Origin of the sequence: Massilia sp. DJPM01 (assembly GCF_030348125.1) — a bacterium.
GTDB classification, from domain to species: Bacteria; Pseudomonadota; Gammaproteobacteria; order Burkholderiales; family Burkholderiaceae_D; genus Telluria_A; species Telluria_A frigida.
Genome location: NZ_JAQOZV010000009.1, coordinates 1 through 25,611 on the forward strand (window position 1 = coordinate 1; position 25,611 = coordinate 25,611).

Here is a 25,611-nt window from a genome sequence, read left to right on the forward strand (position 1 = left end):
GCCAATCCGATCGGATCGCTTTGGATGTACCGCCCCGTCTGCGGATCGTAGTCCCGATGGTAGTTGTAAAACAGGTTCGTGTTGCGGTCGTAGTACTGCCCTGGCATTCGCATATTGAACGTAAACGCACCCACACCGCTTGGATTTTCGTTCGGTGGAGTCAGCCCGAACGGGTCACCATTGTCCCAGCGCCAGACAATCTTGTTGTCGAGCGGGCGCGTGATCATCCGTGGCGTTCCCAAATGATCCGGATGGATATGGAACACGTTAACCGCCGTGCTTTGGGTCGGTGCCGTTCCCGTCACTGTCTGCGTCAGCACCGCCACCGGCAGGTTGCCCAGGTACACCGTCTCGCGCGTCGCCTTGCCGTTGAGATAGCTGTACTCACCAACCAACTGTCCTTGTTCGTCATAGACGAATATACCACCACCGTTAGTTTGGAAGACACGCTGTTCCAAGCCGTTGAACAGCTGGTGGGCCGTGACAGCACCATTCTGGAGACGGTATGGCCGAGCCCGTCCGCTATAAGTGACGACGAGCGTGCCATCAGTCGTCAGATTACCGGCGCCGTCGTAGGTATTCGTCTTGGCCGGCCCGGGACCGGTGGTCGCGCTCAGCTTATTGCTGAGAGGATCGATCGTGTTCGTGTAGCTGTTCGCCCCGAAGCCAGCCTTGATGCGGTTACCGGTAGCATCGTAGGCGTAGGTCTGGGTGGTGCCGTTGCCGCTGTAGCTGGTCAGGCGATCCAGCTCGTCGTAGCCGAAGGTCTGGTTCAGACTGGCAGGAGCTGGCGCCGTACCGGTGCCGGTATGGGTGTATCCCTTGATGCGGCTGGCGGCATCGTAATTGACCGTGCGCACCACCCCGTTGGCCGAAGGGTTTCCCAGGGTATAGCTGCTGATTCGGCCATCAAGGTCGTAGGTGCGCACGTGCGTGTTGGCGCTTGCCTGCGTGCTGTTGCCCCACGTCCAACCAGTGGTTCCGCCGAACGGGGCGTAGGTAATATTGCTCAGCAAAGCAATGCTGCTATTGATGTTCGTGCCGGTACCGCTGGCCAGAACCGGGTTCAGCGTGATGCCGCTGATCTGGCCCACGTCGTTGTAGCCATAGTTGACGCGGTTCCCACTCGGGTAGGTCACGCTCGCCAGCCGGCCGGCCGCATCGTAATCATAACTAAGCGTATGCGTGTTGGTGTAGCTCCCCAAGCCAGTCGTGGTCTGGGCTTTGGTCGCGAGCCGCCCGAACGCGTCATAGGTATATTTCGTATAACCCGATTCATCCGTCATGAGGGTCATTTTGCCGGCCGCATTCGGGATCGGGGTAGCACCGCCGTCGTACTCGAACGTGGTGCTGATGGTGCCCGTATAGTTGATCCGGGTCAGGCGGTTGAGCGCATCATAAAAATAGGTATTCGTTTGGCCACGGCCGTCGATGCTCGTCTTCAGGTTGCCGGCGGCATCGTAAGTCGACTTGGTCAGGCCCGTGTCGGGGCTTCCCAGCTCGCTACGGTTACCCAGGCCGTCAACGGTGTAACGTGTCTCCAGGTTGCGCGGATCGGTCACCGTCGCCACCTGATCGATGCCGTCGTAACCATACTTGACGGTCGGGCGCGCGCCGTTGGTCAAGGGCTGTTCCACCTGCTTTACACGGTTAAGCGGGTCGTAGGTCTGGTTGGTCACGCGGCCCAGCGGCTCGTTAACCTCTGTCACGTTACCGCCCAGGTCGTACTTGTAGCCGGTGGCCGCTGCCGGCACCGACTGCGCTGAGGCGACGGTTCCGGTATAGGCACCCAGCAGTGGGGTATAAGTCATGACAACAATTAATGCGCCGGACGTCAAACGGCTGAAAATACGGCGGGTCATTGTGCAGCTCCGGTTTGGCTCGTCAGACGGCCGATAGTGTCATACGTACGGGTAATCTGGCGTGCAAGGTTACCCTTGGGGTCACGCACTTCTTCCTTGATCCTGTTGCCCGTGAGGTCGAGCGTGTACACGATGCTCTCGCCGCGGTTATTGGCGACGGAGGTGAGCCGGTGGGCCACGTCGTAGGTATAGGTCGTGACGCTGTTGTCGGGGAAGGTGACCGTCCTGACCTCACCCGAAGGGGTGTAGTCGTACGTCGTGGTCTGCGTGGTCGTGCCGTTCGATACGGCTTGCGAAGCGACCCATCCGCGCGGGGTGTAGCTCAGCGTGGTCGTGACGCCGTTCGGCGCGCGAATCGTGCGAACATGGCCATGACCGTCGTAGTCCGAGAATGTCGTCTCCTGTTTGGCGGCGTTGGTTACCTTGACCAGATAGCCGGTGAGCGCATCATAGTCATACTTGGTGAGGTCGACGATATCGGTACGCGGGCCGGTCACGGTTTGCAATTGCCCCACATTGTTGTACGTATATGTCCAGGTCCGAATGCTGCCTGTGACAGGCGCAGAAGATCCTTGAGAACCGGTCAGGTCGGTCGTGGCCTGCTCAGTCTTGGTGATGAGGTTGCCGGACGCGTCATACTTGTATTTCGTAATACGCTTGGGTTCCGCGATGATTTCCGGCAGGCTCAATTGCGCGTGCCATTTGGTCGAGGTTTTACGTAATGGCAGTGCGAGCGGCTGCGAGCTAAGCAGCTGGGTACAAGCGTTCGTGGATGCACCTTCAACCCGGATCGTTTCAAGACTGCGTGAGGTTTCATAAGCGAAGCAGCTGTAATTGCTGTTGAAGTCCTTCGTCATCGTGACGTTTCCAATGGTGTCATACGCGCGTTCGGCGATCGAGCCGCATTCCACGCACGGCGCGTCAATCTTGGTTGGCTTGGCAATGCCCTGGACAGTCTTTTTGCTGTAGGTACGCACAGTCGTTGCAACATTTTCAGCGGGGCCGACGTAGTGAGTGACTGTTGTTGAGGTATCTGTGCCGTCGGTATAGGCGAGCGTGACCTTCTCGATACCGTCACCCAGTTGCGAGGACGTGGCACGGCCGGCGCAATCATACGTCCAGCTGTTGTGGCGTTGTTCGTTTTCGTCAACCAGACCTGTCATCAAATTGATAAACACTTCGGGGCCGAAGCCATTTCCCATGGGCGGCCAATTATTCTCGCAAAGTTTGCCGCCATTGATTTTGCTATCTTCATTGTAGAAGTAAGTCTGGCTTTTTCCGTCCGGGTACGTCACCTTGGTCAGGTTGTTTGCCGTGCACGCCAATTTTTTCTCATTGCCGGGAACGCAGCCACCCGATGGGCCATCGTATTCGTAAAGATAGGACTGCAAGGCGGGATCTATCATTTCGATAATCCGTCCCTTTGCGTCGTATTTGAACTGAATCTGGCGGCCCCAATGGTTGGTCACGCACAGCAAGCGGCCCGCCGGCAGAACGTCGCCGGGGTGAGCATTCGCGCATTTGGGCGCGGTGGCAGGTAATCGGCTGACCGCCGTGTCATTGCTCACGCCATCGCTGTACGTTAACTGTTGCGTCAATCCGGTGCGCTCGGTGATCGAGAACAACAAGCCGCTTTTGTCGAAGCGCTCGGTCCGGTCGCCTTTCGCATTGTAAACAGTCCATTCCTGAACACTCAGATTGTCCGGCGACATGACCGCCGCGAGCTTATCGTCGACGTTGGGAAGGCTTGTATAGGCTCCGGACGTGTCGCGGCGATAGGTAAAGCGCTTTCCGTCCGAATGCACCAGCGATACTTGAACAGGAATCAGGCCAATGCTGTCCGGGCGGTCAGTGCAATCCCACTCGCCACTAGAAAAGCGCCAGCACCTGAACTGCTCCTCTGCGCTGCGCGGTTGTTCCGCTTTGAGCGATTTGTTATAGGAGTGACTCCACCTGACCCCGAAGCCCTTGATCATGTAAGGATCCGTTAAGCTGGCGGCACTGTTATAGATGCGGCTAAGCGCCAAATCACTGGCGGATTTCGCTGGCTGATAATCAGTAATACTGTGCCACATATTGCCGGTTGCCGGCGTGATGGGTCTGCCGACATTGCAGCTCGGGCATTGTGGGCCCACATTGCTGCCATTAGAATTCGGTTGATCTTTGTATGCCCCGCTGCGGCACTCGGCGGCCGGCATGAAATAACGCTCGCCCTGCGCGGCGGCGCATACGAGACGCCGGCGGTTGATACCTATACCTGAAGTTGTCGACTGTGGCGGATCACACCGTCCTTCAAACCCGTAGAAACTTCTCCTTACGAAATAATATCTGTGTTGCAAATAGACTATTCCTGCTTTACTACTATCCGTAGCCCAATCGGTTGGAACTCCGTACCAACCGACACCGCACACTGCAGGAGTCATAGAAAAGTCGCTCATCGCAGCCATATAAGAGGCTGTGGCCGCGCTCTCGGTCAAGTACCAAACTGTGTTATACCCCTGATATTTATAGGGACCAACGTAATCTTCAGCGTGAACATTGAAAGGCGAACCGAGAAATAACGCTGCGATAAGCGCGTACAGAGTTCGATAGGAAGAGAAGCGTGCGAATGCAAACACTCCCGCAAGAGAAAAAGGCATTTTATTCCTGAAAGCCATAGGCAAGGCCCATATTGTCTCACAATTAACAAAATAAAGTTACTTTTAGTCATTGGATTTTTCTTTTTGTCGATATTGTTGTTTCCTGTGTACATCCGGCGCGTCCTGCGATTTGGACAACAGGCGGACGAGTAACAAGCCTCTCCAGCCGCTCATATACTCAATGAAAACCCACGCTTGGTCGCAGTCCACTGGCAGATCCGTCACCCCAATTTGCAACTACGGGCCAATACTTTGCATCGGGATTGAGCTTGAACGCGGTCTGCCTGAGACTGCCCGTGACGACCGAGTCCGGGAGCATCTGAGCCATCGCAATGCATAAGTCCCTCCAGGCAAATGGCGGTTGCCGGTGGCGAGCGGGCTCGCCGCTACAGGCCGTCATTTACAGTTGGCATGAGCCTTCGGCATCGCGTTATCGTGCCAAAGCAGAAAAAATCGTTGGAATCGGACGGACGACATACAGCAGTGCACCAGAGCGAAAAAGCGTAGCGCCTTCCACCGTTGAGGAGTATGCCGGTGTAACACCTCCGGCATACGGCGAAAGGCGCTCCGCTTTTCCGCCCCAGGGCAGCGGCGCCAGCGTTGCGGCGCACTTGCTCACGCTCGGGCGCCGGGGAGGCGGCAAGCGGAACAGCAATTCAAAGAAATTACCTAGTCATCGTCCGGATCGCGCCCCTGCATCGCCGCCCTGACCGCGCGCTGGGAAAACCCCCGCTGCATCAGGAACCGCATCTGCTTGTTGCGCTCGGCGGGATCGCTCGCCACCGTACCGAACTTGCGCTGCCACACTTCACAGGCGCGCGCTGTCTCGCTGTCGGCCAGCCCGGCCTTCAATTCCTGCAAGGCTTCGCCCTTGACCCCGTGACTTTGCAGCTCGGCCATGATGCGGCTGTTGCCGAAGCGCGCAGAGCGGCGGTGAATCAGGGATTCGGAAAAACGTTCCTGCGACAGCCAGTTGTTTTTTTCGAGGAAATCGAGCAGGGCGTCAACGTCGTCGCCCTCCTCCGCATGGCGCGCCAGCTTGCGCCCCAGTTCAAGCCGGCTGTGCTCGCGCATCGAGAGATAGCGCAGGGCACGGCTTTTCAGGCTCAATTGGGGTGCTGCCATCGTTGCCGCCGCCGATTACTCGGGGACTGCTTTCAGTTTGGCGACCTTGACCGGCTCCTCGCCAGGGACCGGCGGCAGCTCGCGCACGCCCAAGGCCACGCGCACCTTGTTTTCGATCTCGCGCGCCAGCGCCGGACGCTCCTTGAGGAAGATACGCGCATTATCCTTACCCTGGCCGATACGTTCGCCGTTGTAGCTGTACCAGGAACCCGACTTCTCGACGATCTTGTTATCCGCTCCCAGATCCAGGATCTCGCCTTCGCGCGACGTGCCTTCGCCATAAAGGATGTCGAAGTGCGCTTCCTTGAACGGCGGGGCGATCTTGTTCTTGACGACCTTGACCTTGGTTTCGTTACCGATGACTTCGTCACCGGACTTGATCGAGCCGGTGCGGCGGATATCCAGGCGCACGGAAGCGTAGAACTTGAGCGCGTTACCACCGGTGGTGGTTTCCGGGCTGCCGAACATGACGCCAATCTTCATGCGGATCTGGTTGATGAAAATAACCAGGGTATTGGTGCGGTTGATCGAACCGGTCAGCTTGCGCAGTGCCTGGGACATCAGGCGTGCCTGCAAACCCGGCAGGGAATCGCCCATGTCGCCTTCGATCTCGGCGCGCGGGGTCAGGGCCGCCACCGAGTCGATCACGACCAGGTCGACGCTGCCCGAGCGCACCAGCGCATCGGTGATTTCCAGTGCCTGCTCACCCGTGTCCGGCTGCGAAATGAGCAGTTCGGACAGGTTGATGCCCAGTTTTTGGGCGTAACCGACGTCCAGCGCGTGCTCGGCATCGATAAAGGCGCAGGTGCCGCCCAGTTTTTGCATTTGTGCGATGGTCTGCAGGGTCAGGGTGGTTTTACCCGACGATTCAGGACCGTAGATCTCGACCACGCGGCCGCGCGGCAAGCCGCCCACGCCCAGCGCGATGTCCAGGCCGAGCGAACCGGTCGAGACGACCTGCACGTCTTCCACGGGCGCGTTGGCGTCCATGCGCATGACGGAGCCCTTGCCGAACTGCTTTTCAATCTGCGCGAGAGCGGCGGCCAGCGCCTTGCCCTTCTCGCCAGCATTTAATACGGTTTTTTTATCATCCATAATTTTCTTTCAGTCCAGAGAATGGTCCAGATCACGGGCAGAAGTCACGTCACAGACACCACTGTACAAATAAACAGTGGTTTATGCAAGCGGCACGTGACCCCGATTCAAAAAAATTCCCGGCGTTGCGCCAAATGAAACACAATAGCCCTTACTTAGACGTTCCGGTGCCCCCATGCGTATTTTACTTGCCGAAGATGATAGCGTGCTTGCCGATGGATTGACGCGCTCCTTGCGCCAGTCCGGCTACGCCATCGATTGTGTGAAGAACGGACAAGAGGCCGATACGGCCCTGTCCACCCAGGAATTCGACCTGCTGATCCTCGACCTCGGCCTGCCCAAGCTGTCCGGGCTGGAAGTGCTGCGCCGCCTGCGCGCGCGCGCTTCCCTGCTGCCGGTGCTGATCCTGACCGCGGCCGATTCGATCGAGCAGCGCGTCAATGGCCTCGACCTCGGCGCCGACGATTACATGGCCAAGCCCTTCGCCCTGTCCGAACTCGAAGCCCGCGTACGCGCCCTGACCCGGCGCGGCGCCGGCGGCGGCGCGGCCGTGGTGCGCCATGGTCCGCTGGCCTACGACCAGGTCGGGCGCAGCGCCTATATCAATGACCAGATGCTCGACCTGTCGGCACGCGAACTGGGCCTGCTGGAAATCCTGCTGGCGCGCGCGGGGCGCCTGGTATCCAAGGAACAATTGGTCGACCACCTGTGCGAATGGGGCGAGGAAGTATCCAACAACGCCATCGAAGTGTATGTGCACCGCCTGCGCAAGAAGATCGAGGTGGGCGGGGTGCGCATCGCCACCGTGCGCGGCCTGGGCTATTGCCTGGAAAAATACGCCGACGCGCCGCGCGCCAGCCTCGAGGCGGGCGTGGAATCGAAGTGAGCGTGCGCGACGCCGCCCCGGCCGCGCTCGACCCACCCGACGCCCTCTATGTACCGCCCGGCGCCGAGCCGGACGAAAACATCCAGCATTCCCTGTTCGGCGAAATCCTCGACTGGATGCTGGCCCCGCTGCTGCTGCTGTGGCCGATGAGCATCGCCATCACCTACCTGGTGGCCAAGTCGATCGCCAACGAACCCTTCGACCGGGCCCTGGAAGACAGCATCACCGTGCTGGCCCAGGAGGTGCGCGAAATCGACGGCAAGGTGTTTTCGCGCCTGCCCGGCAGCGCGCGCGACATCCTGCGCGCCGACGATGTCGACCAGGTGTATATCCAGATCATCGGCCCGCGCCGCGAACACATCGACGGCGACCGCGACCTGCCGCTGCCGCCCGACGAGGAACGCCTGCGCAACGGGCGCGTCCATTTCCGCAACGAGCTGATGCACGGCACGCCGGTGCGCATCGCCTTTTCCTACGTCAACCTGCGCCCACTCGCCAAGCGCGGCGACGAGCCCTACGCGGCGCTGGTGCAAGTGGCCGAAACGCTGGACAAACGCGCCCAGCTCGCCAATGAAATCATCAAGGGCGTGATCCTGCCCCAATTCATCATCCTGCCGATCGTGCTGGCCCTGGTCTGGCTGGCCCTGGCGCGCGGCCTCTCGCCGCTGGCCCAGTTGCAGGAACGCATACGTGCGCGCCGCCCGGACGACCTTTCGCCGATCGATTCGCGCCAGGTCCCGGAAGAAATTTCGCCCCTGGTCGGTTCGCTCAACGACATGCTCGAACGTCTGTCGCAAACCATCGAAATGCAAAAACGCTTCATCGCCGACGCCGCCCACCAGATGAAAACCCCGCTGGCCGGCATGCGCATGCAGTCCGAACTGGCGCTGCGCCAGCTCGACCCGGAAGAAATCCGGCGCTCGCTCGAACAATTGGCCAAGAGTTCCGAGTCGGCCACGCGCCTGGTCAACCAGCTGCTGGCCCTGGCGCGCGCCGAAAACCAGCCCAACGCCGGCCTGGCCTACGAAGAACTCGACCTGTGCGAGAGCGCGCGCGAGACCGTGCAGGACTGGGTGCAAGCCTCGTTCGCCCATCGCATCGACCTGGGCTTCGAACAGCCGGAGCAGCCGGTGCTGATCGCGGCCAACCCGATGATGCTGCGCGAACTGCTCTCCAACCTGATCGACAACGCCCTGCGCTACACCCCGGCCGGCGGCAGCGTCACGGTGCGCGTGCGGCGCGAGGCCGAGCTGGCCATCCTGGAAGTGGAGGATAGCGGCCCCGGCATCGCCCCCGACGAACGGGCCCACGTGTTCGAGCGTTTTTACCGCATCCTCGGCAACAGCGCCCCCGGCAGCGGCCTGGGACTGGCCATCGTGCGCGAAATCGCCCAGCAGCACGGCGCCACCATCGACATCTTCAACAATCCGCGCAGTGGGCAAAAAAAGGCGCCCGGCTGCCAGTTCCGCCTGAGCTTCCCGCCGCCGCGCGTCACCGACGAGGAGGGCGACTGATGGAAACGAACGCCCTGGCCGAGCAGCGCCGCCGCCTCGTGGCCGCGCGCCGGGTGCACTGGCGCCGCACGCGCCGCATCACGGCCATCCTGCTGCTGCTGTGGCTGGCCAGCGGCTTTTGCACGGTTTTTTTCGCGCGCGAACTTGCCAACTGGTCGCTGTTCGGCTGGCCGCTGTCGTTCTACCTGGCGGCCCAGGGCGCTTCGCTGGTCTACCTGGCCATCCTCGGCATCTATGTGCTGGCCATGCGGCGCGCCGACCGCCGTTTCGTCGCTGCCCTGAAGGATGCCGCATGAGCGCGCCCAATTCCCTGTTCCGGCGCCTGAGCCGCTATTACCTGTGGTACACGGTGTGCTTCATCGCCTTCGTGCTCTCGCTGGCCCTGCTCGAACGCGAAGGCATGCCGCGCGTCTGGCTCGGCTACCTGTATATGTTCGCCACCATCGTGCTGTATGCGGCCATCGGCGTCATCAGCCGCACCTCGAACGTGACGGAATATTATGTGGCGGGGCGCCGGGTGCCGGCCCTGTTCAACGGCATGGCCACTGCGGCCGACTGGATTTCGGCGGCCAGCTTCATCAGCCTGGCGGGCGGCCTGTACCTGCACGGCTTCGACGGCCTGGCCTACATCATGGGCTGGACCGGCGGCTACTGCCTGGTGGCACTGCTGATCGCGCCCTACCTGCGCAAGTTCGCCCAGTACACCATCCCCGACTTCCTGGCGGCGCGCTACGGCGGCGGCGCCGGCGGGCGCGGCGGGCCGGTGCGGGTGATGGCGGTGGCCGCCACCATCATCGTCTCGTTCACCTACGTGGTGGCGCAGATTTACGCGGTCGGGCTGATCGCCGCGCGCTTTACCGGGGTCGATTTTTCGGTCGGTATTTTCCTGGGACTGGCCAGCATCCTGGTGTGCTCCTTCCTGGGCGGCATGCGCGCCATCACCTGGACCCAGGTGGCGCAGTACATCATCATTTTGGTGGCCTTCCTGCTGCCCACCATGTGGCTCTCGCTCAAGCATGCCGACAACCCGGTGCCGCAGGTGGCGTACGGCACCGTCTTGCCCAAGCTGGCCGCGCGTGAGGCCGAACTCGAACGCGACCCGCGCGAGCGCGAAGTGCGCGCCATCTTCGCCCAGCGCGCCGGCTACTACCAGGCGCTGGCCGCAAGCCTGCCCGCCTCATGGGAAAACGGACGCCAGGATGTGCAGCGCCGCCTCGACGCAGTGCGCCTGCGCAATGCCGCGCTGGGCGAGATCCGCGCCGCCGAACGCGCCGTGCTGGCCTGGCCCAAAAGCGCGGACGACGCCGCGCGCAGCTGGAATGCGGCGCGCGCGGCCAACCTGGCACGCGCGCGGCCGCCCCAGCCGCACGCCACGCCCTTTCCCGGTGCCGACCGCGCCGCCTCCGACATCCGCCGCAATAACTTTTTGGCGCTGGTGTTTTGCCTGATGCTGGGCACGGCCGCGCTGCCGCACATCCTGATGCGCTCCTACACCACCGCCTCGGTGCACGACACCCGCGTGTCGGTATTCTGGACCCTGTTCTTTATCCTGCTCATTTACTTGTCCATCCCGGCGCTGGCGGTGCTGATCAAGTACGACCTGTACAGCGCGCTGGTCGGCACCAAATTCACGCAGCTGCCCAACTGGATCAGCTACTGGGCCAATGTGGACAAACTTCATCCCCTCATCAGCATTGCCGACATCAATGGCGACGGCATCGTCCAGCTGGCCGAAATCGCCATCGACGGCGACATGCTGGTGCTGGCCACGCCCGAAATCGGCGGCCTGCCCTACGTGATTTCAGGGCTGGTGGCGGCCGGCGGGCTGGCCGCGGCCCTGTCCACCGCCGATGGGCTGCTGCTGGCGATCTCGAACGCGCTCTCGCACGACTTCTATTACAAGGTGATCGATCCGGGCGCCTCGACCCAGAAACGGGTCACCATTTCCAAGCTGCTGCTGCTGGGGGTGGCCTTCATCGCCGCCTATGCCGCCTCGCAGAAGCCGGCCGACATCCTGTCGCTGGTGGGCGCGGCCTTTTCGCTGGCAGCCTCGACCCTGTTCCCGGCGCTGGCGCTGGGCGTATTCTGGAAGCGCGCCAACCATGCCGGGGCGCTGGGCGGCATGGCGGCCGGCTTTTGCGTCTGCCTGTACTACATGCTGCACACCAATCCCATTCTCGGCGGCAGCGCGGCCGGCCAGTGGTTTCATATCGCGCCCATGTCGGCCGGCGTGTTCGGGGTGCCGGCCGGGGTACTGGTACTGGTCGTGGTCAGCCTGCTGACCAAGGCGCCGGACGCCCGTTCGGACGGCCTGATCGACCACTTGCGCGCGCCCGAATGACGAATTGTCGCGACAACGCAGCGCCGTCGCGAAGCGCACTGGCACAGCCCTCGGCAAGCGGCTAGGATTGAGGGCGCGGATTCGTTTCGCCCTCCTTCACGCTTCCCAGTCTATCGAGGCACCATGTCGAACACCCTCCTGCCCTTGCTGCGCGCCGCGCTGCTGTGCGTGTGCGCCCTGACCACCCCCGCCTTCAGCGCCGATGCGGCGCCGCCGGCGCCACCGCCGATCGCCGACTTCTTCGACAACCCGGCCTTCAGCGATGCCATTCTTTCGCCCAACGGCAAGTTCCTGGCGGTGCGCTATTCCAACGACAACAAGCGCGACCGCCTGATCGTGATCGAACTGGCCACCAACGCCGTCAAGGTCGTGGCCCAGTTCACCGATCGCGACGTCGACCAGTTCGAGTGGATCAACAACGACCGGCTGGTGCTCGATTCGACCGACAAGACCGTCGGCCCGGGCGACGCGGTCTACTGGCCCGGCCTGTTCGCGGTCAACCGCGACGGCAGCAATTTCAGGCAACTGGTGCAGGTCAGCGGCAGCTTTGTCCAGGAGCACGGCGTGGCCCGCAACGTCTTGTCGGCCAACCATTTCCTGGTCAGGCAAAAAGGCGCGCAACACTCGGACGATGTGTACGTCATCAATTCCAAGCGCGACGGCATCGATGAAACCGGCGACCTCAAGTACGTCAACCTGATCCGCGTCAACACCGTCACCGGGCGCAGCGAAACGGTGCGCCGTCCGGGGCTGGCGCGCGGCTGGCTGCTCGATCACAAGGGCGAGCCGCGCATCTGCGTCACGCTCGACAAGAATACCGAAGCGGTCTGGTATCTGGAGCCGTCCAGCAAGGAATGGCGCCAGATCGCCGCCTTCGACGCCTACCTGGGCGGCAAGGATGCCTTCTGGCCGCTCGCCTTCGCCCCCGACGGCACCTTGTACGTGCTCAGTGCAAAGGGCAAGGACAAGCAAGCGCTGCATACCTTCGATCTGACAACCGGGCAGCTCAGCGCCGAGCCGCTGGTGGCGCTGGCCGACTACGACTTCAGCGGCAGCCTGGTCACCACGCGCGACAAGCTGCTCGGCGTGCGCTACCTGAGCGACGCACGCGCCACGGTGTGGTTCGACCCCAAAATGAAATCCCTGCAAGCGGCCATCGACGCCGCCCTGCCCGCCACCGTCAACCTGATCGACGTGCCCGCGCGCGCCGAGGCGCCCTGGGTCCTGGTGCGCTCGTATTCCGACCGGCAGCCCGACCGCTACATCCTGTACAACCTCGATAGCGGCAAGTTCAATCCCGTCGGCAGCACCCACGAACGCATCGTCCCGGCCCGGATGGCCGAGCAGGAACTGGTGCGCATCACGGCGCGCGACGGCTTGCCGCTGCCGGCCTGGCTGACCGTGCCTACCGCTGTGCCTACCGCCGTGCCTACCGCCGTGCCTACCGCTGTGCCTACCGCCGTGCCCACCGCCGTGCCCAATGGAAAGCGCAAGAACCTGCCGATGGTGGTGCTGGTGCACGGCGGCCCTTACGTGCGCGGCAACGAATGGGCCTGGTCGGCCGACAGCCAGTTCCTGGCCTCGCGCGGCTATGCGGTGCTGGAACCCGAGTTTCGCGGCAGTACCGGCTTCGGCACGAAGCACTATCGGGCCGGCTGGAAGCAATGGGGCTTGAAGATGCAGGACGATATCGCCGACGCCACCAAATGGGCGATTGCCCAGGGCATCGCCGACCCCAAGCGCATCTGCATCGCCGGCGCCAGCTACGGCGGCTACGCCACCCTGATGGGGCTGGTGAGCGATCCCGCCCTGTACAAATGCGGCATCAACTGGGTCGGCGTGACCGACATCAAGCTGCTCTACACGGGCCACTGGAGCTTCGCCTCCGACATGAACAGCGCCTACCTCAAGTACGGCGCACCGACCCTGATCGGCGACCCCGAGAAAGACGCGGCCCAGCTGCGCGCCACCTCGCCCCTGCTTCAGGCGGCGCGCATTACCCAGCCGCTGCTGCTGGCCTACGGCGCCGCCGACCGGCGCGTGCCCCTGTACCACGGCAAGAAATTTGTCGAAGCGCTCAAGGAACACAACCCCAACGTCGAATGGGTGGTGTACCAGGAAGAAGGCCACGGCTGGTCCCTGCCAAAAAACCGCATCGATTTCTGGGGCCGGGTCGAAAAATTCTTGCAGCGCCAGATCGGCACGCCCTGACATCGGCGCAGCGATAAGACTGGCGTCAACGTTGGCAAAACGATAGTATTGACAGACTGGACAGGAAGCAACTGTCCGCTTTGCTTCCATCCTATCGAGCCGCCCCCATGTCCACCCGTTTTTCGTCCACCCTGCGCATTGCCGCCCTGCTCGCCTGCGCCCTGGCCATGCCCGCCTTCGGCGCCGAGGCCGCGCCGCCGGCGCCGCCGCCGATTGCCGACTTCTTCAACAACCCGGCCTTCAGCGATGCCAACCTTTCGCCCAGCGGAAAGTTCCTGGCCGTGCGCTTTTCCAACGACAACAAGCGCGACCGCCTGATCGTGATCGAGCTTGCCACCAACGCCATCAAGGTCGTGGCCCAGTTCGCCGATCGGGATGTCGACACCTTCCAATGGGTCAACGACGAGCGCCTGGTACTGGACACCACCGACAAGAGCATCGGTCCGGGCGACGCCATCTACGGCCCCGGCCTGTTCGCGGTCAACCGCGACGGCAGCAGTTTCAAGCAGCTGGTTCAGGTCAGCGGCAACTTCGTGCAAGAGCACGGCGTGGCCCGCACCACCTTGCCGGCCGACCATTATCTGGTCGAGCAAAAAGGCGCGCAGGCATCCGACGATGTCTACGTGATCAATCCGAAACGCGACGGCCTCGATGAAGCCGGCGAAATCAAGTACGTCAACCTGCTGCGCCTGAACACGCTGACCGGGCGCGCCGAAACGGTCAAGCGGCCCGGACCGGCCCAGGGCTGGCTGCTCGACCACAAGGGCGAACCGCGCCTGTGCATCGCACTGGACAAGAATATCGAAACCATCTGGTATCTCGATCCGGCCAGCAAGGAATGGCGCAAGATCGCTTCCTTCGACGCTTTCCTGGGCGGCAAGGAAGCCTTCACGCCGCTGGCCTTCGGTCCGGACGGCACCCTGTACGTGCTGAGCGACGCCGGCAAGGACAAGATGGCGCTGCACACCTTCGACCTGGCCACCAACCAGGTCACCGAAAAACCGCTGGTGGCGCTGGCCGATTACGACTTCAGCGGCAAGCTGATCACCTCGCGCGACAAGCTGCTCGGCGTGCGCTACCTGAGCGACGCGCGCGCCACCGTGTGGTTCGACGACAAGATGAAAACGCTGCAGGCCACCATCGACGCCGCCCTGCCCGCCACCGCGAACATGATCAATCCGCCCGCGCGCCCCGACAGCCCGTGGGTGCTGGTGCAATCGTATTCCGACAAGCAACCCGAGCACTACGCCCTGTACAACCTCGATACCGGCAAGTTCACCAATGTCGGCAGCACCCAGGAACGCATCGTGCCGGCCCAGATGGCCGAACAGGAACTGGTGCGCACCACGGCGCGCGACGGCTTGACGGTGCCGGCCTGGCTGACCGTTCCGAATGGAAAGCGCAAGAACCTGCCGATGGTGGTGCTGGTGCACGGCGGCCCTTATGTGCGCGGCAACGAGTGGCGCTGGTCGGCCGACAGCCAGTTCCTGGCCTCGCGCGGCTACGCGGTGCTCGAACCCGAATATCGCGGCAGCACCGGCTTCGGCAGCAAGCACTATCGGGCCGGCTGGAAGCAATGGGGCTTGAAGATGCAGGACGATATCGCCGACGCCACCAAATGGGCGATCGCCCAGGGCATCGCCGACCCCAAGCGCATCTGCATCGCCGGCGCCAGCTACGGCGGCTACGCCACCCTGATGGGCCTGGTGAACGATCCGGCCCTGTACAAGTGCGGCATCGACTGGGTCGGCGTGACCGACATCAAGCTGCTCTACACGGGCCACTGGAGCTTCGCCTCCGACATGAACAGCGCCTACCTCAAGTACGGCGCACCGACCCTGATCGGCGACCCCGAGAAAGACGCGGCCCAGCTGCGCGCCACCTCGCCCCTGCTTCAGGCGGCGCGCATTACCCAGCCGCTGCTGCTGGCCTACGGCGCCGCCGACCGGCGCGTGCCCCTGTACCACGGCAAGAAATTTGTCGAAGCGCTCAAGGAACACAACCCCAACGTCGAATGGGTGGTGTACCAGGAAGAAGGCCACGGCTGGTCGTTGCCAAAAAACCGCATCGACTTCTGGGGACGGGTTGAAAAATTTCTGGGGCGCCAAATTGGCAGCCCTTGAAACGGTTCCACTGTCATGAACACGCAACAGTTACAACAACGCTGCCGCGAATTTCCGCATGCAACGCAATCCCTGCATCCGAGTCCAAGCAATATCCTGGTGTATGAGATAGGCGGGAAAAAGTTTGCCTACTTCAAGACCAGTGAGCCGGAAATGGGGCGTTTCAGCATCCGCGTCGCGCCCGACCAGTTCCTCGGACTGACCGGCATGCCTGGCGTGAAGCCGGCCCGCTACATGGGGCGCTTTCATTGGGTGACGATCGTCGACGTGCGCACTTTTCCGGCCGATTTCCTGGCCGAATTGCTGGCATGGTCGTACCAGAAAGCCCGCGCTGCGCTTAGCAAGGCACAGCTCGCGTCTCTGGAAAACGCGGCACGGTAAGGCGGGCGCAGGCCGGCTCGCCATTTCTACCACGCCCGCAGCAGTGGCGCAAAGTTATTATTTCTGCAATTTTGATGTAATTTCGATATAAAATATCCCACTGCTGCGCCATCAATGTATCCAACACGAGACCGACATCTACATGACCATCCCATTCAAGACTCCCCACGCGCCGCGTTTGCTGGTGCTGGCTGCCGCTGTTGCCCTCGCCATGAGCGCCGGTTGCAACAACGAAGACAAAAAAGACGATCCCAAGAAGCCGAACGACCCGGCGCTGAAATACCAGGCCGAGATCAGCCGTACCTCGTTCGGCGTGCCGCACATCAAGGCCAACGATGAGGGCAGCCTCGCCTACGGCGTCGCCACCGCCTACGCGCAAGACAATGTCTGCCTGATGGCCGACGAATTCACCACCGTCAGCGGCGAGCGCTCGAAATACTTCGGCCCGACCGCGACGCGCCAGACCTCGGATATTCCGAACCTGCAGACCGATTTCTTTTACCGCATCATCAACGATGCCGACGCCGTCAAGGCGGCCTGGGACGCCCATGCGGCGCCGATGAAGGCGATGATCGAAGGCTACGTCGCCGGCTACAACGATTACCTCGACAAGACCGGCATGAACAACCTGCCGGACGCCTGCAAGAACGGCGCCTGGGTGCGCAAGGTCACCGAGGCCGACATGGTCAAGCTGCTGCGCCGCTACGCCGCCGAAGCCAGTTCCGGCCAGTTCATTCCGGCCATCGTGGGCGCCGCGCCGCCGGGCCAGAATGCCTTGACCCCGGCCATCCCGCCCAAGGCCGGCATGCATCCGATGGACCCCGACTACTGGACCGCGATGCGCGAACGCACCGGCAGCAATGCCGTGGCGCTGGGCAAGGATGCCACCGACAATGGCCAGGGCATGCTGCTCGGCACCCCGCACTTCCCGTGGCGCGGCGCGCTGCGCTTTTACCAGCTGCACCTGACCATCCCCGGCAAGCTGGACGCGATGGGCGCCGCCCTCGGTGGCATGCCGATGGTCAATATCGGCTTCAACCAGAACCTGGCGTGGACCCACACGGTCAACAACTCGGCCCACTTCACCGTGCACGCCATGCCGCTGGACCCGAGCGACCCGACCAAATACATGTTCGACGGCAAGCCGCAGAGCATGGAGCGCAAGACCATCAGCATCGACGTCAAGGGTCCCGACGGCGTAGTGCGCCAGCAGTCGCGCACCTTTTACAGCAGCCAGTTCGGCCCGATGGTCGTCATTCCCGGCCAGCTCGACTGGACCGGCGGCATGGCGTACGCCCTCAACGACGCCAACCTGGGCAATCACCGCATGCTGGAACAGTGGTACGGCATGAACAGCGCGCGCAGCCTGGATGAATTCAAGGCCTCGATCGACCGCACCGTCGGCCTGCCATGGGTCAACACCCTGGCCGTCGACAAGGAAGGCAGCGCCCTGTTCATGGATGTCACGGTGGTGCCGCACGTGAGCACCGCCAAGCAGAACGCCTGCGTGCCCGAGCCGTTCAAGCCGCTGGCCGCGCGCGGCTTGTTCGTGCTGCTCGGCGCCTCCAGCGCCTGCGCCCCCGGCACCGACAGCACCGCGCCCCAGCCCGGCATCTTCGCCGGCGCCAGCCTGCCGCGCCTGACCCGCAGCGACTACGTGCAAAACTCGAACGACAGCGCCTGGCTGTCCAACCCGCAAGCGCCGCTGGCGGGCTTCCCGGCCATCGTCAGCGTCGACAATGTCGAACAGTTCGGCCGTACCCGCCTCGGCATTTCGCAGGTGGAAAAACGCCTGGCCGGCACCGATGGCCTGGCCGGGCGCCGCATGACGGTCGCGCAGCTGCAGGGCCTGGCCCTGGGCAACCGCGTCTACTACGCCGAGCAGATCATGGACGACGTGCTGACCCTGTGCCGCGGCGACAAGGACGCCCAGGCCGCCGATGGCACCAGCGTCGACCTCACCAGCGCCTGCGCGCGCCTGAACCAGTGGGACCGCACCGTCAACCTCGACAGCAACATCGGCTACCTGTACTTCACCGGCCTGTGGGAGCGCATCGTGCGCGTGCCGGGTGTCTGGGCCGTGCCGTTCAACCCGGCCGATCCGGTCAACACCCCGCGCGGCCTGAACCTCGATAACATGGCCACCGCCAACACGGTGCGCCGGGCGCTGGCCTCGTCGGCGCTGGACGTGGCGCGCCTGGGCGTGTCGCAAGACGCGCGCTGGGGCGACGTGCAGGTGGCCACGCGCGGCACCCGCCAGATCCCTATCCACGGCGGCAAGGGCACCGATGGCGTGTACAACGCGATCGGCAATGTGCCGGGCGCCGATGGCAAGCTGGACGTGATCTACGGCACCAGCTACATCCAGACCGTGTCCTTCGACAAGAATGGCCCGCAAGTGCAAGCCATGCTGGCCTACTCGCAATCGACCGATCCGGCCTCCAAGCATTACGCCGACCAGACCGAGCGCTTCTCGAAAAAGGAATGGATCACCCAGCCGTACACGGAAGCGCAGATCAAGGCCGATCCCGCGTTCTCGAGCATGACGGTGTCGCGCAAGGTGGTCGCCACCCCGAACGGCAAGCCATAAGCGGTCCGGCGTAAGGAAACCGGCAGTCTGCCGCCATGGCGGTAGACTGCCTGCAAGCTGCTTGTTTCACACATCAAGGAGATGCACATGTCGTCAGGCAAAATTCTGGTCGCACAGGGAGGCGGACCCACCGCCGTGATCAACCAGTCGCTGGTCGGCGTGGTGCTCGAAGCACGCCGCTTCCGCAACGTCACCCGCGTCTACGGCGCCATGCACGGGGTGCGCGGGATCGTCGACGAAGACTTCGTCGACCTGACCCAGGAAACCAGCCACAACCTGGAACTGGTGGGCAAGACCCCATCGTCCGCGCTCGGTTCGACCCGCGACAAGCCCGACCTGGCTTACTGCCACAAGATTTTCGAGGTGCTGCGCGCGCACGAGATCGAGCATTTCTTTTACATCGGCGGCAACGATTCCTCCGACACGGTGCGCATCGTCAGCCTCGAAGCGCAAAAAGCCGGCTATCCGCTGCGCTGCATCCATATTCCCAAAACCATCGACAACGATTTGGTCGGCAACGACCACACCCCCGGCTTTCCCTCGGCCGCGCGCTTTGTCGCGCAAGCCTTCGCCGGCGCCAACCTCGACAACGCAGCCCTGCCCGGCGTGTATGTGGGCGTGGTGATGGGGCGCCACGCCGGCTTCCTGACCGCCGCCGCCGCGCTCGGCAAAAAATTCCCGGACGATGGCCCGCACCTGATTTACCTGCCCGAGCGCACCTTTGTCATCGAGCAATTCCTGGCCGACGTCAAGGCGACCTACGAGCGCTACGGGCGCTGCGTGATCGCCGTCTCCGAAGGCATCCACGATGCCTCCGGCGCAGCGATCGCCAGCCTGCTGTCGAGCGAAGTCGAACGCGATGAGCACGGCAATGTGCAGCTGTCCGGCACCGGCGCCCTGGCCGACCTGCTGTGCGACGAAATCAAGGCCAAGCTCGGCATCAAGCGCGTGCGCGGCGACACCTTCGGCTACCTGCAGCGCTCCTTCATCGGCTGCGTCTCGGACGTGGACCAGCGCGAGGCGCGCGAAGTGGGCGAAAAAGCCGTGCAGTTCGCCATGTGGGGCCAGCGCGACGGGTCGGTGGCGATCAAGCGCACCGGCTACTATTCGGTCGACTATGAACTGGTGCCGCTCGACAGCGTGGCCGGCAAGACGCGCGTGATGGACGACGCCTTCATCAGCGAATGCGGCACCGATGTCACCGATGCCTTCCGCCTGTACCTGCGCCCGCTGCTCGGGTCGGGCATGCCGGACGCGTTCCGCCTGCGTCCGGCGCCGGTGGCCAAGATCCTCAACAAGCAATAAGCCGCTCCCGGCCGGCGGCCAGGTACCGTGAGATGCGCCGCCCGGGGGCGTGCGCTTATCCTTTTGGCATTTTGATTGTTTTGACAACGTTAACTCGCAACACTGCGGTCCCGTCAACCTTTACGACACCGGACCGCCATGACCCCACGCTTGCCTGTTTCACCCGCTCCACTGCTGCGCGCCAGCAGCGCCGTCCTCCTGCTTGCGCTGTCCGCCTGCAGCAACGACAATCACCCGTCCGAACCGGCCGCGCCGCGCTACGCCGCCGAGATCCGGCGTACCGCCTACGGCGTCCCGCACATCAAGGCCGATGACGACGCCGGCCTCGGTTACGGCATCGGCTACGCCTACGCCCAGGACAATATCTGCCTGATGGCCGAGCGCATCGTCACCGCCAATGGCGAACGCTCCAAGTATTTCGGCGCCGAGGCGCGCGGCGTGACCGAAGACGCGGTCCCCAACCTGGCCTCGGACTACTACTATCGCCTGATCAACGAACCGGAAGCGGTGGCCAACGCCTGGCAGCAACAGCCGGCGCCCATGCGCGCCCTGGTCGAAGGCTATGTGGCCGGCTACAACCAGTACCTGGAGGAGCGCGGCAAGGCCGGCTTGCCGGAAGCCTGCAAGAACGCCGCCTGGGTGCGCAACATGACCACCGCCGACATGATGAAAATCGTGCGCAGCTATGCCGCCGAAGGCGGGAGCGGTCATTTCATCGACCTGCTGGTGGCCGCCGCCCCGCCGGGCACGGCCGCGGCCGCGGCGCCGGCGCCACGCCGCGCCGGCCCCAGCCCGATCGACCCGGAATACTGGAAGCGGCAGCACGCCCGCATCGGCAGCAACGGCGTGGCGCTGGGCAAGGATGCTACCGAGAATGGGCAAGGCATGGTACTGGCCAATCCGCACAACTTCTGGAAGGGCGACCTGCGCTTCTACCAGCTGCACCTGACCATCCCCGGCAAGCTCGATGTGATGGGCGCCTCGCTGGGCGGCATGCCGATGGTCAGCATCGGCTTCAACAAGGACCTGGCCTGGACCCACACCAACAATACCTCCGCCCACTTCACCTTGCACCAGTTGCAGCTCGACCCGCAAGATCCAACCCGCTATGTGGTCGACGGCCAGGTGCGCAGCATGACGCGCAAGCGCATCGATGTCGAGGTACGCCAGGCCGACGGCAGCCTGGTCACCCGCAGCCACGATTTTTACCAGACACCGCTGGGCGTGGTGATGCGGGCGCCGGGCGAGCTGGAGTGGAACCGCAAGGTCGCTTACACCATGCTGGACGCCAACCTGGGCAATCACCGCATGCTGGAACAATGGCGCGCCATGAACAGCGCGCGCAGCCTGGACGAACTGCGCGCAGGCATCGACCGCATCGTTGGCCTGCCTTGGGTAAACACCGTGGCGGCGGACAAGGATGGCAAGACCCTGCTGATGGATGTGACCGTGGTGCCGAACGTGCCGCTGGCCAAGGAAAAAGCGTGCGTGCCGGACAGGTTCAAGGACGCTGCCGCCAGTGCCATCCTGGTGCTGGACGGCTCGACCAGCGCCTGCAGCCCCGACAACGATCCGGCCGCTCCCCAGCCCGGCATCTTTGCCGGTGCCAGCCTGCCGCGCCTGGAACGCAACGATTTCGTGCAAAACTCGAACGATAGCGCCTGGCTCACCAATCCGGCGGCGCCGCTGACCGGCTTCCCCTCGATCGTCAGTATCGATGCGATCGAACAAGGCGGACGCACGCGGATTGGCATTGCCCAGTTGCAAGCGCGCCTGGCGGGCACGGATGGCATGGCGGGCCGGCGCATGTCGGCTTCCCAGTTGCAGGGACTGCTGTTCAGCAACCGCGTCTACTACGCCAGCCAGAACATGGACGAGGTGCTGCGCGCCTGCGACGGCGCGCGCCAGGTGCAGGCCACCGACGGCACCACGGTCGACCTGACGCAAGCGTGCGCCAGCCTGCGCGCCTGGGACCGCAGCGCCAACCTCGACGCCAATATCGGCTTCGGCTATTTTACCGGCGTGTGGGACCAGTTGCATGAAGCCGACCTGCTCTGGGCCGTGCCCTTCAACCCGGCCGATCCGGTCAACACGCCGCGCGGCTTGCGCCTGGACGATGCGGCCCGCGTGAACAGCCTGCGCACGGTGCTGGCCAACGCGGTGCTGGCGACACACGCGAGCGGCTGGCAACCCGATGCCACCTGGGGCCAGGTGCAGCAGAGCGAGCGCGGCGGCAAACGCATTCCGATCCACGGCGGACGCTACGAGTACGGGATCTACAACGTGATTGCCAGCGAAGCGCGCGCTAGCGGAGGCCGCGAACCGACCGAGGGCAGCAGCTACGTGCAGACCGTGATGTTCGACCGCAACGGTCCGCAAGCGCAAGCGGTGCTGGCGTATGGCCAGTCGGTCGACCCGGCCTCGCCCCACTATGCCGACCAGACCGAGCTGTATTCGCGTAAAACCTGGCCGACCCTGCCCTTTACCGAAACCCAGATCACCTCCGATCCGGCGTACAAGCGCATCGCCATCAGCCGCAAGGTCCAGTGACCGCAGTAACGGGCAAACAACACTCACGCCGCTTGGCAAACATTAAATGTTTTTAAAAAGGCATTTTTGCTCGGGCTGTGCTAAGTTATGCTTACTTTCATTGACTGGAACGATGATGAAAAAGCGACGCATGGCGTGTGTGTGTTTTCCCCTGCTGCTGGCCGCCTGCTACGGGCCGCTCGATGTCACCCTGTCCGACAGCGGCGACCCGGTCAAGGGCAAGGCAGTCAAGGAAGCCTTGTCGCCGGACGAGGCCGAACTGCTCGTTTCCTACGTGGCGCAGCACACGATGGCGCAGGACATCGATTACAAGATGACCGTCAAACAAGCCATCGCGGCGCGCCGCAAGGAACTCGCCGGCAAGCAAAAGTAAGCTCGCCAGCGGACCGGGGCCGTCCGCTGGCGGCCCCGGCGGGAAGCGCCGATCATGCCCGGGCGCGCCTTGTGCACCTCCCTCACCGAGAAACCCCATGCGTTTTCTTGCTTTATTGTTCGCCATCGGCCTGGCCGGATGCGGCACCATGCAGATCGAAGAGAAAAGTTTCATCCATCCCGACGCCAAGGATGCCCCCGCGCTGCCACGTGTCGACGTCACAGCGCTGCCGTCCGCCTACACGGTGACCGACGAGACGGTGGTCACGCCCGACGGCGCCAGCCACAATGGCATCCTGTCCGATCCGGATGTGGGCCCCGTGCTGTGCGGCTTTGTGCGCAAGCTGTAGGCGGACGCAGGCGGCAATGACGCCGCCTGCGTCCCGGTCAGTCCGGTATCAGGCCAGCAATGCCTGTACTTGACGGAATAACGCAGGCTCGATCTGCCGGGCCTGAATGGCGAAATTAAGCTGCTTGGCGATCGACGCCACTTCCAGCGTGCCCGGCTCGATCGGGTATGTCGCGCGCGGCATCATCCAGCGAAGTACATCGTCGAGGTGCCACAAGGTCGTACTTCCTGCATGCACCGGTACGGGAAAGGTGTCGGCGTTGTTGTATGCCAGCTTGCGCATGTTTTGGCGACTTACCTCGGCAAACTCCGCAATGTCAGTGAGTCCCACGATATCGGGGCGTACTTCAATAAGCTGTGCTGTGGGAATGGCACGCTTGACGTCGGCAAGCGCACTGGTCATGGCGGCAAACGCGCTGTCGGCTTCACGACTAAAATCGAGGGCGATACGTCCGGGGTGGCCGATACCGACCAAGGCATCGGTACATCCCTCTTCGCCCAGACGACCAACAATCTCATCATGATTGTCATCGTCGCTGGACAATTGATAAGTCAGCTCAAAGATGAAATACATAGCTACTCCTTCGAAGAACCATCATCGTTGTGATGCTTGTTGGCGGTGCAATTATCGACAGCCCGCTTCAACGTCCCTGCATGTTGGCCAGCATTCTTCGGGGTGCTCCAAAGTGATACAATATTTGCCGCCTCGGCATCCTGCGTCGTCGGGACAGTCCATCTTTCCCCGGGCATGGCTGGCACCGACTTTAATGCGCCAGCCGTTTGCTTCAGCGTGTTTCAGGGCCTGCTCAATCTCCTTGTTGGGGTGGGATGTGCGCGCCATCTGTCTCTCCTATTGTCGTCACCAAAGATCCGGTTATCAAGCGACAACCAGCTTTTGATTCGCTGCGAACGCCCTGCATGTGGCGCACGTCAGGATCAAGCCTGCGATGGTGGCATCGGGCATGGGCGATTCGGCATGAGAAAGATCAAAAAAAACGGACGGGACCCGAAGGCGCCGTCCGTTTTTTGATTAACCGCAAGCAGGTCAGCTGACGATCGTCTGGTGCTCGTCACCTTCGCGCGCGCGGATGACGCCGATGCGCGAGACCTTCTCGCCGGCTGCCTGCAATTGGGCAAACGCCGCATCGGCATTTTCTTTCGACACGATCACGATCATGCCGATGCCGCAGTTGAACACGCGGTGCATTTCAGCGTCGGCCACGCCGCCGTGCTGTTGCAGCCACTGGAACAGCGGCGGCATGGTCCATGCCGTCGAATCGAGCACCGCCGTCAACCCTGGCTGCAGCACGCGCGGCACGTTTTCGACCAGGCCGCCGCCGGTGATGTGCACCATGCCTTTGACTTCCATCGATTCCATCAGCGCCAGCAGCGGCTTGACGTAAATACGGGTCGGCTCCATCAGCACGTCGGCCAGCGGACGGCCGTGGAAGTCGGCGTTCAGGTCCGGCTTGGCCACTTCGATGATCTTGCGCACCAGCGAATACCCGTTCGAGTGCACGCCCGACGAGGCCAGCCCCAGCACCACGTCGCCCGGGGTGATCTTGGTGCCATCGATGATTTTCGATTTTTCCACCGCGCCGACCGCGAAACCGGCCAGGTCGTACTCGCCGGCCGGATACATGCGCGGCATTTCCGCCGTTTCGCCACCGATCAGGGCGCAACCGGCCTGCTCGCAGCCCTGGGCGATGCCCTTGACGACGGCGGTGGCGGTCGGCACGTCGAGCTTGCCGCAAGCGAAGTAATCGAGGAAGAACAGCGGCTCGGCGCCCTGCACCAGGATATCGTTGACGCTCATGGCGACCAGGTCGATGCCGACCGTGTCATGGCGGTTCAGTTCGAACGCGAGCCTGAGCTTGGTGCCCACGCCGTCGGTGCCGGACACCAGCACCGGCTCCTTGAACTTCTTGCTGATCTCGAACAGCGCGCCGAAACCGCCGATGCCGCCCATGACGCCTTCGCGCATGGTTTTCTTGGCAAACGGCTTGATCGCTTCGACCAGGGCGTCTCCGGCATCGATATCGACACCGGCGTCGCGGTAGGAGAGGGAAACATTAGAAAGTTGGCTCATGGTGTATTTGGCAGCGGAGGCGGTAAAATAGAAGGCGGCGAACCGATTCGAGCCGCGGACGGCCAAAACTGGTCAATCCGCTATTTTATCAAAATGCCCCGTCCACAGCCGATTTAACCCACATTACAACAATAAGATGCTTTTTTCACAGCCACGGCACCCCGGCACAGCGTCGGCAC

18 protein-coding genes are annotated in these 25,611 nt (G+C 62.9%); 12 read left to right on the forward strand and 6 right to left on the reverse strand.

The features are described 5' to 3' along the window. The 4 genes from PO883_RS08275 to recA all read right to left on the reverse strand — a co-directional run. A partial coding sequence (locus PO883_RS08275; protein ID WP_289309330.1) for an RHS repeat-associated core domain-containing protein occupies window positions 1-1,862 on the reverse strand: 1,862 nt, incomplete at its 3' end. Further along, window positions 1,859-4,501: a DUF6531 domain-containing protein gene (locus tag PO883_RS08280; protein WP_289309331.1), complete on the reverse strand. Its 2,643-nt coding sequence runs from the start codon at window positions 4,499-4,501 to the stop codon at window positions 1,859-1,861. The genes PO883_RS08280 and PO883_RS08275, both read right to left, overlap by 4 nt. A gap of 669 nt (window positions 4,502-5,170) precedes the next feature. Further along, window positions 5,171-5,626 (reverse strand): recombination regulator RecX, encoded by a 456-nt coding sequence (gene recX, locus PO883_RS08285; RefSeq protein WP_289309332.1) that lies wholly within the window; start codon window positions 5,624-5,626, stop codon window positions 5,171-5,173. A 15-nt stretch (window positions 5,627-5,641) separates the two neighbouring features. Further along, a complete protein-coding gene (gene recA, locus PO883_RS08290) occupies window positions 5,642-6,721 on the reverse strand; it encodes a recombinase RecA (RefSeq protein WP_054264835.1) in 1,080 nt (359 codons plus the stop codon). Window positions 6,722-6,896: 175 nt separating this feature from the next. On the opposite strand from recA, the gene PO883_RS08295 reads away from it, so the two are divergent. From PO883_RS08295 to PO883_RS08350, 12 genes are all read left to right on the forward strand, one after another. Further along, the gene (locus PO883_RS08295; RefSeq protein WP_289309333.1) at window positions 6,897-7,607 is read left to right on the forward strand and encodes a response regulator transcription factor; all 711 of its coding nucleotides are present in this window, start codon (window positions 6,897-6,899) and stop codon (window positions 7,605-7,607) included. Next, window positions 7,604-9,121 carry a sensor histidine kinase gene (locus PO883_RS08300; protein WP_289309334.1) on the forward strand — a complete coding sequence of 506 codons (1,518 nt, stop codon included), beginning with the start codon at window positions 7,604-7,606 and terminating at the stop codon, window positions 9,119-9,121. Before PO883_RS08295 ends, PO883_RS08300 begins: the two co-directional genes overlap by 4 nt. Further along, complete coding sequence (locus PO883_RS08305) at window positions 9,121-9,417, forward strand: DUF4212 domain-containing protein (RefSeq protein ID WP_167090011.1); 297 nt, start codon at window positions 9,121-9,123, stop codon at window positions 9,415-9,417. The genes PO883_RS08300 and PO883_RS08305 overlap by 1 nt, the downstream gene beginning before the upstream one ends. After that, a complete protein-coding gene (locus tag PO883_RS08310; RefSeq protein WP_289309335.1) occupies window positions 9,414-11,462 on the forward strand; it encodes a VC_2705 family sodium/solute symporter in 2,049 nt (682 codons plus the stop codon). The genes PO883_RS08305 and PO883_RS08310 overlap by 4 nt, the downstream gene beginning before the upstream one ends. Before the next feature lie 123 nt (window positions 11,463-11,585). After that, window positions 11,586-13,673, forward strand: a complete 2,088-nt coding sequence (locus tag PO883_RS08315; RefSeq protein ID WP_289309336.1) for a S9 family peptidase — start codon at window positions 11,586-11,588, stop codon at window positions 13,671-13,673. A gap of 107 nt (window positions 13,674-13,780) precedes the next feature. Next, complete coding sequence (locus PO883_RS08320) at window positions 13,781-15,796, forward strand: alpha/beta fold hydrolase (RefSeq protein ID WP_289309337.1); 2,016 nt, start codon at window positions 13,781-13,783, stop codon at window positions 15,794-15,796. A 15-nt stretch (window positions 15,797-15,811) separates the two neighbouring features. Continuing rightward, on the forward strand, window positions 15,812-16,177 hold the full coding sequence (locus PO883_RS08325; RefSeq protein ID WP_289309338.1) for an MmcQ/YjbR family DNA-binding protein: 366 nt from the start codon (window positions 15,812-15,814) through the stop codon (window positions 16,175-16,177). A gap of 142 nt (window positions 16,178-16,319) precedes the next feature. Continuing rightward, a complete protein-coding gene (locus tag PO883_RS08330; RefSeq protein ID WP_289309339.1) occupies window positions 16,320-18,767 on the forward strand; it encodes an acylase in 2,448 nt (815 codons plus the stop codon). 87 nt (window positions 18,768-18,854) lie between these two features. Further along, window positions 18,855-20,072, forward strand: a complete 1,218-nt coding sequence (locus tag PO883_RS08335; protein ID WP_289309340.1) for a 6-phosphofructokinase — start codon at window positions 18,855-18,857, stop codon at window positions 20,070-20,072. A gap of 138 nt (window positions 20,073-20,210) precedes the next feature. Then, the gene (locus tag PO883_RS08340; protein WP_289309341.1) at window positions 20,211-22,622 is read left to right on the forward strand and encodes an acylase; all 2,412 of its coding nucleotides are present in this window, start codon (window positions 20,211-20,213) and stop codon (window positions 22,620-22,622) included. Between the two features lie 112 nt (window positions 22,623-22,734). Further along, complete coding sequence (locus PO883_RS08345; protein ID WP_289309342.1) at window positions 22,735-22,995, forward strand: hypothetical protein; 261 nt, start codon at window positions 22,735-22,737, stop codon at window positions 22,993-22,995. 97 nt (window positions 22,996-23,092) lie between these two features. Beyond that, complete coding sequence (locus PO883_RS08350) at window positions 23,093-23,344, forward strand: hypothetical protein (protein ID WP_289309343.1); 252 nt, start codon at window positions 23,093-23,095, stop codon at window positions 23,342-23,344. A 48-nt stretch (window positions 23,345-23,392) separates the two neighbouring features. Here the strand turns inward: PO883_RS08350 and PO883_RS08355 are convergent, their stop codons facing one another. Then, window positions 23,393-23,917 (reverse strand): AlpA family transcriptional regulator, encoded by a 525-nt coding sequence (locus PO883_RS08355; protein WP_289309344.1) that lies wholly within the window; start codon window positions 23,915-23,917, stop codon window positions 23,393-23,395. Between the two features lie 471 nt (window positions 23,918-24,388). Beyond that, window positions 24,389-25,432, reverse strand: a complete 1,044-nt coding sequence (purM, locus tag PO883_RS08365) for a phosphoribosylformylglycinamidine cyclo-ligase (protein ID WP_289309345.1) — start codon at window positions 25,430-25,432, stop codon at window positions 24,389-24,391. Window positions 25,433-25,611: the final 179 nt, after the last annotated feature.

Bases quoted from the DNA above. Each gene is read 5' to 3' on its own strand.
- PO883_RS08280 (WP_289309331.1), bottom strand. From the start codon at position 4,501: ATGCCTTTTTCTCTTGCGGGAGTGTTTGCATTCGCACGCTTCTCTTCC.
- recX (WP_289309332.1), bottom strand. From the start codon at position 5,626: ATGGCAGCACCCCAATTGAGCCTGAAAAGCCGTGCCCTGCGCTATCTC.
- recA (WP_054264835.1), bottom strand. From the start codon at position 6,721: ATGGATGATAAAAAAACCGTATTAAATGCTGGCGAGAAGGGCAAGGCG.
- PO883_RS08295 (WP_289309333.1), top strand. From the start codon at position 6,897: ATGCGTATTTTACTTGCCGAAGATGATAGCGTGCTTGCCGATGGATTG.
- PO883_RS08305 (WP_167090011.1), top strand. From the start codon at position 9,121: ATGGAAACGAACGCCCTGGCCGAGCAGCGCCGCCGCCTCGTGGCCGCG.
- PO883_RS08310 (WP_289309335.1), top strand. From the start codon at position 9,414: ATGAGCGCGCCCAATTCCCTGTTCCGGCGCCTGAGCCGCTATTACCTG.
- PO883_RS08315 (WP_289309336.1), top strand. From the start codon at position 11,586: ATGTCGAACACCCTCCTGCCCTTGCTGCGCGCCGCGCTGCTGTGCGTG.
- PO883_RS08320 (WP_289309337.1), top strand. From the start codon at position 13,781: ATGTCCACCCGTTTTTCGTCCACCCTGCGCATTGCCGCCCTGCTCGCC.
- PO883_RS08325 (WP_289309338.1), top strand. From the start codon at position 15,812: ATGAACACGCAACAGTTACAACAACGCTGCCGCGAATTTCCGCATGCA.
- PO883_RS08330 (WP_289309339.1), top strand. From the start codon at position 16,320: ATGACCATCCCATTCAAGACTCCCCACGCGCCGCGTTTGCTGGTGCTG.
- PO883_RS08335 (WP_289309340.1), top strand. From the start codon at position 18,855: ATGTCGTCAGGCAAAATTCTGGTCGCACAGGGAGGCGGACCCACCGCC.
- PO883_RS08340 (WP_289309341.1), top strand. From the start codon at position 20,211: ATGACCCCACGCTTGCCTGTTTCACCCGCTCCACTGCTGCGCGCCAGC.
- PO883_RS08345 (WP_289309342.1), top strand. From the start codon at position 22,735: ATGATGAAAAAGCGACGCATGGCGTGTGTGTGTTTTCCCCTGCTGCTG.
- PO883_RS08350 (WP_289309343.1), top strand. From the start codon at position 23,093: ATGCGTTTTCTTGCTTTATTGTTCGCCATCGGCCTGGCCGGATGCGGC.
- PO883_RS08355 (WP_289309344.1), bottom strand. From the start codon at position 23,917: ATGTATTTCATCTTTGAGCTGACTTATCAATTGTCCAGCGACGATGAC.
- purM (WP_289309345.1), bottom strand. From the start codon at position 25,432: ATGAGCCAACTTTCTAATGTTTCCCTCTCCTACCGCGACGCCGGTGTC.